Genomic DNA, 12,481 nt, shown 5'->3' on the forward strand with positions numbered 1-12,481 from the left:
GAAGGAACAAAAAAACGAACTTAACTCCTCCCCCTGCTAAGAGGGAGGCTGGTAAGAGTAATTTATTAAGGAGTTTGTCATGGTTTGGATAAAGCGACTTTCACTGTTAGTGGCTGGTTTATTAGCCGTTGTTGCTCTTTTGTTGGCGTACGTCATGTTGTTTGTGAATCCAAATGATTTTAAAGACGAACTAAAAAGCGTTGCGCTAGAAAAAGCCAATGTTAATTTACGTTTGGACGGTGACATCAGTTGGTCGTTTTTCCCTTGGTTGGGTCTTGGTTTAGAAGATATAGGTGTTTCTATTGGCTCAGATCCCGAAATTTTACAATTCGATCGCGCCGAGTTTGGTTTGGCTATTTTGCCTTTGCTTGAGCAAAAAATTCAGGTGGATAAAGTAAACTTGGTGAACCTAAAAGCCAGTTTAAATAAAAACGCTCAAGGCCAAGGTAATTGGCAGCTAGATTTACCGGACAACTCTTCAGCGGCAAGCCCTGCGTCACCATCAAAAAATGCTAGTACCGATTCCAATAACGCGAATGACAGTGCTGAAAAAATCAAATTGCCTGATATTCAGCTCGATGAATTACGAATTGAAAACGCGCAAGTACAATACCGTGATGAGCAAACGAAGCAGCTGATAAATGCGACCTTAAACGTCAAGCTAAATGATGTTCAGTGGGATAAAGCGTGGCCAATGGCGATGGATATCGCCGTGACGCAGAGTGATTTGCAGGGACAATCACCTGTAAAGGCGAAAGCCACTCTAAATGCGAATCTTGCGGTTTTCCCAGAACGTGAATCTTTGTCATTAGATTCTTTGGTATTGTCTGCTGATATTGAAAGTGATTTATTACCAGCCAGCCCAATTAGCGCAAAACTCAGTGCGGCCAATGTGGATGTTGATTTACCGCAAGAGAACGTCTTGGCAGAAGGATTGGCATTAAGTGTTTTGGGTGTCAACGTCGATGCCAAAGTTCAAGCTTACCAAGTGCTGAGCGATCCTCAGTTCTCTGCAGTGTTAACCGTCGGAGAGTTTAATCCACGCTACCTGATGACACGTTTAAAACTTCCACTCCCAGATATGTCGGATGAAACTGCACTGACCAAAGCGCGTGCCAATATCACATTAGAAGGCAGCTTAGATTCCATTACCGCTCAGCCGATTTCAATCGTAATGGACGATACCAGTATCGAAGCCAATGCAGTGGTGGATTTATCGCCCTTGCGCTGGGATGTGAGTGTGGCAGGTAAAAACTTAGATTTAGACCGCTATTTACCCACGCCTGTTGAAAAAAGCGAAGCAGCAATAACCGATGTGAAGGTGGCTGCTAAAACAGAGTCCAATAATTTGATTCCGATAGACACAATTCGTACTTTGAATGGTCATGTCGGTCTGGTGTTTGAAAACCTCACTGCCAAAAAATTAAAAGTGGATAAAATCGAGTTGGATTCCACTCAATCTAATGGATTAATCAAAGTCTCGCCACTGCGGGCATCTTTGTATAAAGGAACTGTGTCATCAAAAGCGAGCTTGGATGTGCGAGGCATCACACCAGTGTTCAATATTTCCCCTGTTATTGATGGCGTGCAGATTCAGCCTTTGCTAGAGGATTTTATGGAACTCGACAAAATAGCAGGCGCAACGTATCTAAATGGAGAGCTTAAAGCCAAGGGCAACAGCGTCGATGATCTTATGTCTTCACTGCAGGGTGACTTATTAATCGATATTAAAAAGGGCGCCTTGGTTGGAACGAATCTAACGAAAACAGTATGTGAAGGGATTGCTGCAACCCGTAAGGAAAAAATTGACGATCAACAGTTTGGCCCAGATACACCCTTTGAAACCATGCGTTTTCCCGCCCATATCGTTAATGGCAGAGTCTCAACGCCAGGCTTAAAAATCAGTTCTGCGGGCATTCAAGTAACGGGAGATGGTGTGGTGTCGCTACCGGATTCTTCCTTAGACTATCAAGCCAATGTTGGGATTGCTGGTAGCTCGTTAGATAAAGCCTGTCGCGTCAATGAAAAAGTCACTCAGCTGGCGTTTCCTATTGTGTGTAAGGGCAAGTTTAGTGACGACCCTGCTGGCTTATGTCGCCCAGATATAAAAGGCTTCGGAAAATTATTTGCTGACTTGGCGAAAGATGAGCTGAATCTCAAATTGGATGCAGAAAAAGCTCGTTTAAAAGAAAAAGAAACAGAAGCAAAAGCCAAAATTGATGCAGAAAAAGCTCGTTTGAAAGCCGAGCTTGAAGAAAAGCGCAAGGCGGAAGAAGAAAGAGCAAAAGAGAAGCTAAAAGAAAAACTAAAGAACTTGTTTTAATTATTGCCTAATTGAAAAGTAGATAGATTAAAACGCCGTAAACGTGAGAGATAAATGCAACCAGTTGAAAATTTTGCGCCCCGCGTTTTAGCGTGGTTTGATGAGCACGGGCGTAAAAGTTTGCCTTGGCAAGAGAATAAAACACCGTATCGAGTATGGATTTCTGAAATCATGTTGCAGCAAACGCAAGTGACCACAGTTATCCCTTTTTACCATAAATTTATGGCGTCTTTCCCAACGGTTGAGGCTTTGGCTGATGCTGAACAAGATGAAGTGCTCGCTCACTGGAGTGGCTTAGGCTACTACGCTCGGGCGCGTAACATGCATAAAGCGGCCAAAATGCTGGTGGATGAATTTGACAGTGAATTCCCGCAAACGGTTGAAGGTGTGTGTGAGTTGCCAGGAATCGGCCGTTCAACGGCCGCTGCCATTTTGTCTATTGCACGTGGTGTACAAGCAGCGATTTTAGATGGCAATGTAAAGCGTGTTTTGGCGCGCTTTCATGCTGTGCCCACTTGGCCGGGTGAGAAGAAAACAGAAAATGCCATGTGGGAGTTAGCAGAGCATTATATGCCGAGTGAGCGATGTGGTGATTACACGCAAGCCATGATGGATCTAGGAGCGACGCTTTGTACTCGTTCTAAACCACAATGCTTGATTTGTCCGCTGCAAAGCGATTGCCAAGCGCGCCTTACTCAAGATCCAACACAATTTCCTATCCGCAAACCGAAAAAAGCCGCTAAGCCAGAAAAGAGCATTCAGTTACTGGTGTTAACCAATCAGCAAGGGCAGTGGTTATTAGAAAAACGTCCTTCTACAGGGATTTGGGGCGGATTGTGGAGTTTACCTGAACTCGCGCCAGATGAATCGGTAGTGCTTCATATTGAACAACGATTTGCGACACAAGTTGCTGCTGTCACACCCTTGTCATCTTTTAGACATACTTTTAGTCATTATCATCTGGATATTTCACCTAGCCAAATTCAAATAGCCGATACAAAATTGGTAATGGATGGCGATAAATATCAATGGTTCAGCCAACAGGATGCCATGACCCAAGGGTTGCCTGCACCTGTCAGAAGTATCTTGGAACAAATTGACTAACTAATTCGGAATCTTCGTACTATGACAGACAAAAACTTCTCATACTTTAAACGCGTAGCAGAGGTTTTTGTCTCTTTCCTCTTGTTAGGCTTTACCAGCTTTGGTGGGCCTGCCGCTCATCTCGGTTATTTTAATCAGACCTTTGTTCAGCGAAAAAAATGGGCGAGTGAGGCGCAATACACTCAATGGGTGGCGCTGAGTCAAATCGTACCTGGGCCAGGTTCAAGTCAGGTTGGCTTTGCCTTGGGCTATCATCGCGCTGGTTTACTTGGTGCGATAGCGGCCTTTGTGGCTTTTACCTTGCCGTCTTTTGTGATCATGGTGTTGTTGGCGCAATTTGGCAATCACTGGCAGGGGAATGTGTTTTTTGATGGCGTCGTTCATGCTTTAAAGCTTTTGGCGGTAGTCGTAGTGGCTGATGCTTGTGTCAGTATGTGGCGATCTTTTTGTCAGAGCAAGACAATGGCTTGTCTGGCAGTATTCAGCGCGGCATTTATTGTGTTGTCTCCTTCCGGTTTTGCTAATTTGATGGTGTTGTTTGTTGCCATCTGTTTTGGTTTTCTAGCAAGACCGCCTCTGGTTCCTACTGCTTCAGAAGCTTTGCCTAAGGTGCGTTTTGCTTGGTGTTTCTTTTTGATTGCCATGGCAATTTTCTTTGCTAGCTTTCTGGTAAGTGGCGGATTGAGTGGTTTGTTTGCCGATTTTTACCGCGCGGGCGCTTTAGTCTTCGGTGGTGGGCATGTGGTGCTGCCGATGTTGTCGACTTTCGCATTGACGCCTGATTCTTTTGTAGAGCCTGCATCAGCGGTTATTGATGAATCTAATTTACTGTTAGGTTATGCCGCGGCTCAAGCGGTCCCCGGGCCCATGTTTACCATGGCCAGCTTTTTAGGCGCAGCAGTCACTCCCGACGGCGGCAATGTTTTGTTGTGGGCAGGCGTGGCTACCTTAGCGGTGTTTTTGTCAGGGCTATTGTTGATGCTAAGTGCACAAGCTGTGTGGCAGCGCTTGTCTTATTATGATCGCTTTCGCTCAGCGGTCGCGAGTCTAAATGCGGCCGTGGTCGGAATATTGCTGGCGGCGTTATATTATCCTATCGGAATATCGAGCTTGCTTGATTGGATGGACATCGCCATTGCAGTGTTAGGTTTTGCCTGGTTAACCTATAAACGCCCATCGATTTTTGTCTTGATTTTGGTGTTTGTTGTTATTGGATTGGCTAGAAGCTTTTAAAGAATGACCCTCCCAGCCTCCCCCTTAGCAGGGGGAGGAGTAGAGTTCATTTATTCCCCTTCATTATCTTCAAGGGGAGATTACCCTCCCAGACTCCCTTTAGCAGGGTGTATTTGTCCCCTCCCCTTAGCAGGAGGGAGAAGCCTATGACGATTGCGTTTCTGATCTTATTTATAGAATGCCTTGAATTCTGTTGTGTTAACGCCATTATTCACTCTATACATTGATGATGGCGAGAGGCCCTTATGTCGAATACTGTTTTTTGTAAAAAATTCCAGAAAGAAATGGAAGCCTTAGATCGTGCGCCATTGCCCGGGGCAAAAGGCCAAGAGATTCTACAGAATGTGTCTAAGCAAGCTTGGCAAGAATGGCAGCAACTTCAGACCATGATGATTAATGAAAAACAACTGAACTTGATGCAACCAGAATCTCGCAAGTATGTAATGGAGCAGATGGATAAGTTTTTCAATAATGAAGCAACCGATAAGCTGGCGGGATATGTTGATCCTGATGAGATTAAAGAACTCTAGGTTATTAAATAATAGCGGATTGTAAAAAAAAATGCCCCTTGCTAACGATTTAGCAAGGGGCATTTTTATTGGTCGGCTGTATTTTTTAGTACGAGCGCAATGTCATTTACTGGGTGACAAAGCTGGCAAATAAGATGTCTTTAACTGGCGATAGGTTGGTTTCTTTTTGCAGGGCGTCGTTTACTGCAATTGCCGCTTCTTCACGAGTTTTTTCGCGGGCAATCGCGCCAGTAACTTGTTCTGTGGTACGAGAGCTAAGGAACATTACGATAGCGTCTCTGACCAACGGCATATTGGCTTCGATTAAGTCTTTAGAATTGGTGTCGGTGCGAATACTGATACTGGTTTTAATGTATTTAAGTTGTCCGTCGCTCCCAAGGTGATTCACGACAAAATTAGGCTTTAATTCAACATAAGCTGCTGTTGTGGCGGCTTCGTCTTCAGCATGGCCTGTTATACTCGTCAGCGCACAGAGTAATACTAAGGTAAATAAGCGTGATTTGTTGCGCAGGGATATCATCAATGACATGTTAGGTTCTCGTTTTCATTCCAATAGTCAGTATACTAACTGGCATTAAAGCTATCTGTCAGCAGTAATTTAGCACTTTACTGTTTCTCTGTTGTCGTAATAATAGTATTCGATTAAAAATGTCCCATTAGCAAGTTTAGGAATCTTTTTATATGTTCGCGTTTTTATCTGCTCGTCGTTTTCATGGTTTGGTTGCGTTTGCGGCTTTTGCTCTTTTGGCAGTGGCATTTTATATGGAATATAAGATGGGCTTAGAGCCTTGTCCGTTATGTATGTTGCAACGCATCGTGTTTTTCTGTGTTGGTGTGGTGTCGTTGGTTTCTGCTTTAACGGGGAGTGAAAAAGCTCGAAAAGTGTTTGCTTGGATCGTGGTTGTTTTGTCTTTCGCTGGTGCCGCGTTAGCAATTCGTCATTTGTATTTACAAAGCTTGCCAATGGACGAGCTTCCTGCGTGCTTACCAGGATTAAGTTACATGTTTGAGGTTTTTCCATGGCAAGAAATTATGCAAGCTATGGTGATGGGCACCGGCGAGTGTGGCGATGTGGTTTGGACATTCTTGGGCCTTAGTATTCCTGGTTGGACTCTGGTTGCGTTTGTTGGTATGGCCATCATTAATATTGTGATTGCATTACGAGCAAACAAAAAAGCTTCTTTTTAAATAGGGGCTTTGCAAGTGTTTTGGCAAAGGATTATCGAATAGGGTTGTTCAATAAAACACTCTAAAAAGGTTACAAATCCCTCTGGCTATTACCTTGCAGGGGGTAACGTATCGGAATATGCTTGAGACAAAGTTTATTAATAATTAACGCCTGATGGAGTCTTTATATGTTAGAAGGTTGTAAAACAGCCCAAGAACGATGGGGCGGAGTGCACATTATTATTGACCGTTGGTTAGAACAGCGTCGACAGCTATTGGAAACAGGAATCTATTTGCGCGAGCGTGGGGATTTAACGCCGACGGATACTCCTAAAATCCAAACCTTTTGTGAGCTGCTGGTCGACTATGTTTCTGCTGGACACTTTACTGTCTATGAACAATTGGCGTTAGAAGCAAAAGAGTTTCATGACGACAGTGCTGCGAATCTTTTGCGTGTGTTGTTGCCTCTAATTGATAGCACTACCGAGGTCGCTATTGAGTTTAACGACAAATACGACACCAAAGAGCATTGTAATGCCCAGCTTGAGGCGTTGCCTTTTTCTCTGCAGGCTTTGGCCGTTGTGATGGCTGAGCGCTTTCAGTACGAAGACCAGCTGATTAAGGAATTACATGAAGCGCACAGTGAAAAAAGCGCTTGAGCTTAGTTTAATCGCTTTCAGCTCGGTCGCTTTACTGTCTTGCTCGGGAGAGGCGCCGGTTCGAACGGCTCAATACGCTACGCAGGGTTTTTATTCTGCTGTGCTAAGTGATGACGGCACCACGTCATTGGTTGGTTCCATCCAACATGGCGGCAGCTTCTGGGTTAACGCCGTCAATGAGCGTCGTTTTAGCTGGAATCATGCCCAAGGCGATTACACTTCCCTGTATGGCGTTGATATTGATCCAAGTGGCCAATTTGCGGCCACGGGTGGTGCTCGAACGCTCGTCTTATGGAATACATCAACAGGAAAGTCAGATGGTTTCTGGACAACCCCTGGTGACATCCAATCTCTAAAACTCACCCAAAATGGCGATTATGCTCTGGTTGGTTTGAATGACCAGACAGCTCGTTTCTTCGATATAAAACGAGGCGGTATTAAGCAAACGCTCAGAACTGGCGCGACCGTCCGTGCAGTCGACGTGACACCAGATGGAATGCTGGGCATTACCGGAGACGATTTTTCCAATGTCATCCTCTGGGATATGCAGACCGGCGAAAAGAGATACCAGTGGCCACTAAGTAATATCATTGGCAGTGTGGCGTTATCTGCTGACGGTAAATATGCGTTTGGTGCCGCCCAATTAGGAAACGCAAAAATCTGGTCAACGGCAACGGGTAAAGAGCTAACTAAAATAGACACTGGCGCATTGCAGTATCGTAACGCCAGCATCAGCCAAGCGGTCTTTTCTAAAGATGACCGATCTATTTTGCTTGGTGAAGTTAATAGCCGAGTCACCTTGGTGCAAGTCAGTACAGGCGCTGTTCAAAAAGAGTGGGAGATTTTTACGCCAAAGAGTCGACCTAGTGGTGCTAGTGTTTTAGCGTTGGCTTTTGGCACAGGTAATCGTTATTACGCCATTGGTAGTAATGGTTATTTAAACGTATTGGAATAATTCATGTCTTATCACGACGATGAGTCTGCTTTACTTCTTGCTAAGCAAAACGAAACTAAGCAAGAGCAGGCCAAACAAGTTCAAACAAACAAAGCATCCGTTCATCTTCCATTAAAGTGGGGGGCTTTTTTTGCTGCTCAAGCTTTTATATCGGTTGCTGCAGGGGCATTTGGTGCCCACGCATTAACTGATATGTTAGACCCGAAAGCGTTAGGCTGGTGGCATACGGCAAGCCAATACCTTATGTATCACGCTTTAGCCGGATTGGCGGTGGTTGCGTTGTCTGCATATATACCTTCGACGAAAGTCATATTGTGGCTGCTTTTTATTGGCAATGTTTTGTTTGCTGGTAGTTTGTATGTCATGGCTTTAACGGGGTACACCATATTAGGTGCGGTGACGCCATTAGGTGGGTTGTGCTACCTCATTGCTTGGGGGCTTTTGATACTGCATTTATGGCGTTCAAGTCGTTAAAAGCCATAGGCAATATATAGTCTAGGCTTTAATAAACGAACCGAAAAAAGCAGGACATTAAATGCTTTTTTCGGTAGGATAGCGCCCCGCTAGTCTTACCCAAAAGACACGATTGGCCAATGATTGATCTAAAACGAACGTATTAGATCTGTGTAAGCTCATCAAAATAGAACACACTGAAGCGATATTAATCATGCAAGAGCAAGAAAACGATACTCAAGAACCTATCAAGAAACGCACCATTCGCAGCTTTGTTGTACGTGGTGGTCGCATGACGGAAGGCCAACAAAAGAATTACGATGCGAACTGGGCCGTATACGGTTTAGATCTTGCTGATGGTCGAATTGACTACGCAACAGTATTTGGTCGCGAATCAGATGTGGTGCTTGAAGTTGGCTTTGGCATGGGGGCTTCGCTTGTTGAAATGGCGAAAAACGCGCCAGAGAAAGATTTTATCGGTATCGAAGTGCACCCACCAGGTGTTGCTAAGCTGATGATGTTGGCAAAAGAAGAAGGCGTCACTAATTTACGTGTGTACTGTGACGATGCTATTGAAGTGATGGCAAACTGTTTGCCGCAGCATACCGCCAGTACCTTTCAGTTGTTTTTCCCAGATCCTTGGCACAAGAAAAAGCACAATAAACGTCGTATTGTTCAGCCGTTGTTTGCTCAGCAGGTAGCGAATGTATTAAAAGACGGTGGACACTTTCATATGGCCACAGATTGGCAGCCTTATGCCGAGCATATGATGGAAGTAATGGAAGTCCAAGAAGGCTATGAAAACGCAGCAGGTAAAGGTGAGTACCACCCTCGTCCTGAATCGCGTCCATTGACCAAATTTGAGCAACGTGGTGAACGTTTAGGTCATGGTGTTTGGGATTTGATTTATACTAAGAAAAGCCGTTAAACGATACAGTGCGTTTAGCCAATAAAAAAAGCGACTTAATGAGTCGCTTTTTTACTATTTAAATAAGGATATTTAAATAAAGGTAGAAACAAATAATTATTTGATTTCTACACTTTCACGGCTGTTGCCAGCATCAAAGTATTCTTGGAATACTTTTGGAGTGCGGCCACGGCCAGTCCATTCGTGAGTTTCGCCAGCTACTGTTAGGCGGTATTTAGGTTCAACCGTTTTGCCTTTGGTTGCGCCTGCTTTTGGAGTCGTTAGCAATGCTACTTCTTCCATTGTTAAGCCGCTTTTCGCGATTAGGTTTGCGATTTCTTCAGCGCGAGCAGACTTTTGAGCCTGTTCAGCTTCACGAACGGCTTCTTCTTCTTTCGCTTTTTCAAGCGCGTTGTTGAAGCCTGCAATTAGGTTTTCAAGTTGCGCAACGTTTAGCTCTTTTGCTGCTGCACGTGCTTTGGCTTTGTTGCCTGCTAATTCTAGTAATAAACTCATTGGTGTCCCCTAATTATCTGTTAAGAACTGGTTGTCTGTTAAGAACTGGTTGGTCCTGCACTGAAAAAGAGATCCATCTTTTATGGCCAGCGGTATGTGTTAAAATTCATAAATTCGAAACTTCCATAAGATCGGAAAAGATAAAGTGTTTTTAAATCTGATAGTAAATCTTAATCAGACGAAAAACGTGTTTTATCTCATGTTGCAAATTGAATATTAATTCGTACCGTAAAAAAAACATTGAATTGATATCAGTACATTGTGATGTAATTTTATACTATTTCAAGTTTGTGTGTGGATTTTAATAAAAAACAACCTAACATGCTAATAAAATAATGTGTTTAATCCGTTAGAAAAGTGTAAACAATAGGGTAATAAATGAATTCTATATCAGATAACTTAAGCATAGAGTTTTCTATATTAAAAAAATACAGCAACAATATTATTCAATTATTCGAAGAAGGCGCAACCGTTCCATTCATTGCGCGGTATAGAAAAGAAAATACAGGCGGCATGAGCGATATGGATTTGCGGTCTTTTTACGATAGATGGCAATACTTAGTCGAATTAAAAAAACGTAAAGAAAGCATCCTTACGTTATTAGCAGACGATACAAATGTCTCAGACACCATAAGAAAAAAAATACAAAGCGCTGTCTCTAAAAATGAATTGGAGGATTTATACTCGCCCTTTAAGAAAACCCGTAAGACAAAAGCGGATGAGGCTAGAGAGCAGGGGCTTCAGCCTCTGGCTGCGTTAATATGGTCCGGCCAGCGCTCTGATACCTTGTCCGCAATCGACGCTTGGTGTAAACAGCATAATATTGTCCTGTCGGCAGAGTCTGCCTTAGAAGGGGCAACCGAAATATTGAATGAAGCAATTGCTAATGACAGCGAGGTTCTAAAAAAGGGTCGTGCAATATTGCTCAAAGACGGTCTTTTAACCAGCAGGGTGCTGCGAGGTAAAAAGGAGCAAGGTGAAAAATTTAGAGATTATTTTGATTATCAAGAAGCGATAATTAAAGTGCCTTCCCATCGTTTGCTTGCGCTCTTCAGAGGAAAAAAAGAGTCGATATTAAAATTAAGTGTTTCCTTAAAAAATGAGCAAAATTATCCAGATACATTAATTCTTCCCCACCTTAATTCATTGCTTGATGCAAGCTTGCCAGAATCCCATCGAGTAACGCCTTTGCAGCGTAAGTATTTAAATCATGCCTGGGAAAATAAACTTCTACCTAAACTAGAAACAGATGTTCTTTCTCAATTGAAAGAGCGGGCAGAAGAAGGCGCTATTCAGGTTTTTGCTGATAATTTGCAAGACTTATTAATGGCTGCACCGGCTGGCGCTTATAGAGTATTGGGCGTTGATCCAGGCTTTCGTAACGGCGTTAAGTTGGCCGTTATTGACGAACAGGGCTCTTTACTGGAACACGGTGTTATTTATCCTCATGGCCCTCAAAATCGCACACAAGAAGCCAGTGCAGTACTTTCTAAGTTAATACACAAGCACAGCATTGGTTGGGTGGCGATTGGTAATGGAACGGCATCACGAGAAACAGAAGCGCTAGTCAGGGCGCTTATTAGCGAATCGAACTTAGAGTGCCGAGCCGTGGTGGTCAGCGAAGCGGGGGCGTCTGTCTATTCGGCGTCACCCATCGCAATACAAGAATTTCCAGATTTAGATGTCACTATTCGAGGCGCTGTGTCTATTGCTCGTCGCTTTCAAGATCCCCTTGCTGAATTAGTGAAAATTGACCCTCAAGCGATTGGCGTTGGTCAGTACCAGCATGACGTTAAAGCAACCTTATTGTCTAAGTCACTGGCAAACGTGGTGGAAGATTGCGTAAACCGCGTTGGGGTGGATATTAATCTCGCCTCGGTATCCTTACTGTCTTATGTTTCTGGGCTAACCAATCGATTAGCGCAAAATATCGTGGATTATCGTCAGCAAAAAGGGCGAATCGAATCCAGAAGTGAGCTATTAAAGATAAAAGGCATCGGCGATAAATGCTTCGAGCAGTGCGCTGGCTTTTTAAGAATACTCAATGGCAAAGAAGCCTTAGACCAGTCTGGCGTGCACCCTGAATCCTATCCATTGGTTCAGAAAATGGCCGCACAACTAAAGCTAAAAGCCCATGAATTGCTTAATAACAGCGGCGCTTTGCAGCAGTTAAAGTTGTCGGCACCAAGCTTTGCTCAGGCTGGCGATTTTACTTATACAGACATACTTAATGAACTTGCTAAGCCAGGCCGAGACCCAAGACCCGAGTTTCGTTATGCGTCTTTTGATCACAGCGTGCAAAAGCTGGAAGACGTACACGAAGGCATGGAGTTAGAAGGCGTTGTGACCAACGTGGCAGCATTTGGCGCCTTTGTAGACTTAGGAGTGCATCAAGACGGATTGATTCATATCTCGCAATTGGCCGACCGATTTGTCAAAGACCCAAGAGATCTAGTGCGAGTAGGACAAGTAGTCAAGGTCACCGTGTTGGAAGTGGACGTACAACGTAAGCGCATTGCCCTGAAAGTGAATGGGCTTTGAAAGAAAGTAGAGACACTTTTGCTTGTTCTTCACCTTATAAGACCTACGGGGTGTCGAATTTATGATGTTTTTGTAGGTTGGATGAGGGAGGTA

Annotated in this window: 12 protein-coding genes; 10 read left to right on the plus strand and 2 right to left on the minus strand. The window is 43.9% G+C overall.

Features of this window, described 5'->3' with window-relative positions:
• The first annotated feature begins 79 nt into the window (after positions 1-79).
• The 4 genes from AC2A4J_RS03655 to AC2A4J_RS03670 all read left to right on the plus strand — a co-directional run bounded on the left by AC2A4J_RS03655 (position 80) and on the right by AC2A4J_RS03670 (position 5,190).
• A complete protein-coding gene (locus AC2A4J_RS03655; protein ID WP_484174951.1) occupies positions 80-2,323 on the plus strand; it encodes an AsmA family protein in 2,244 nt (747 codons plus the stop codon).
• A 54-nt stretch (positions 2,324-2,377) separates the two neighbouring features.
• Positions 2,378-3,427, plus strand: a complete 1,050-nt coding sequence (mutY, locus tag AC2A4J_RS03660) for an A/G-specific adenine glycosylase (RefSeq protein ID WP_484174952.1) — start codon at positions 2,378-2,380, stop codon at positions 3,425-3,427.
• A gap of 21 nt (positions 3,428-3,448) precedes the next feature.
• The gene (gene chrA, locus AC2A4J_RS03665; protein WP_484174953.1) at positions 3,449-4,660 is read left to right on the plus strand and encodes a chromate efflux transporter; all 1,212 of its coding nucleotides are present in this window, start codon (positions 3,449-3,451) and stop codon (positions 4,658-4,660) included.
• 245 nt (positions 4,661-4,905) lie between these two features.
• Entirely contained in the window at positions 4,906-5,190 is a 285-nt protein-coding gene (locus AC2A4J_RS03670) for an oxidative damage protection protein (protein ID WP_113916856.1), read from the plus strand.
• 106 nt (positions 5,191-5,296) lie between these two features.
• Here the strand turns inward: AC2A4J_RS03670 and AC2A4J_RS03675 are convergent, their stop codons facing one another.
• Positions 5,297-5,719, minus strand: a complete 423-nt coding sequence (locus AC2A4J_RS03675; RefSeq protein WP_484174954.1) for a flagellar basal body-associated FliL family protein — start codon at positions 5,717-5,719, stop codon at positions 5,297-5,299.
• A gap of 152 nt (positions 5,720-5,871) precedes the next feature.
• Between AC2A4J_RS03675 and AC2A4J_RS03680 the strand changes: the two genes are divergently transcribed.
• The 5 genes from AC2A4J_RS03680 to trmB all read left to right on the plus strand — a co-directional run bounded on the left by AC2A4J_RS03680 (position 5,872) and on the right by trmB (position 9,352).
• Positions 5,872-6,378: a disulfide bond formation protein B gene (locus AC2A4J_RS03680; protein ID WP_484174955.1), complete on the plus strand. Its 507-nt coding sequence runs from the start codon at positions 5,872-5,874 to the stop codon at positions 6,376-6,378.
• 167 nt (positions 6,379-6,545) lie between these two features.
• Entirely contained in the window at positions 6,546-7,016 is a 471-nt protein-coding gene (gene rsd, locus AC2A4J_RS03685; RefSeq protein ID WP_484174956.1) for a sigma D regulator, read from the plus strand.
• Positions 6,988-7,971, plus strand: a complete 984-nt coding sequence (locus AC2A4J_RS03690; RefSeq protein WP_484174957.1) for a WD40 repeat domain-containing protein — start codon at positions 6,988-6,990, stop codon at positions 7,969-7,971. Before rsd ends, AC2A4J_RS03690 begins: the two co-directional genes overlap by 29 nt.
• Positions 7,972-7,974: 3 nt before the next feature.
• A complete protein-coding gene (locus tag AC2A4J_RS03695) occupies positions 7,975-8,445 on the plus strand; it encodes a DUF423 domain-containing protein (RefSeq protein ID WP_484174958.1) in 471 nt (156 codons plus the stop codon).
• Between the two features lie 193 nt (positions 8,446-8,638).
• Positions 8,639-9,352 (plus strand): tRNA (guanosine(46)-N7)-methyltransferase TrmB, encoded by a 714-nt coding sequence (gene trmB, locus AC2A4J_RS03700; RefSeq protein WP_484174959.1) that lies wholly within the window; start codon positions 8,639-8,641, stop codon positions 9,350-9,352.
• A gap of 96 nt (positions 9,353-9,448) precedes the next feature.
• Here the strand turns inward: trmB and AC2A4J_RS03705 are convergent, their stop codons facing one another.
• Positions 9,449-9,847 (minus strand): H-NS histone family protein, encoded by a 399-nt coding sequence (locus tag AC2A4J_RS03705; RefSeq protein WP_484174960.1) that lies wholly within the window; start codon positions 9,845-9,847, stop codon positions 9,449-9,451.
• 378 nt (positions 9,848-10,225) lie between these two features.
• On the opposite strand from AC2A4J_RS03705, the gene AC2A4J_RS03710 reads away from it, so the two are divergent.
• Positions 10,226-12,388 (plus strand): Tex family protein, encoded by a 2,163-nt coding sequence (locus AC2A4J_RS03710; RefSeq protein WP_484174961.1) that lies wholly within the window; start codon positions 10,226-10,228, stop codon positions 12,386-12,388.
• The last annotated feature ends 93 nt before the right edge of the window (positions 12,389-12,481 follow it).

It is taken from the genome of Marinomonas sp. ATLA20 (genome assembly GCF_057180105.1).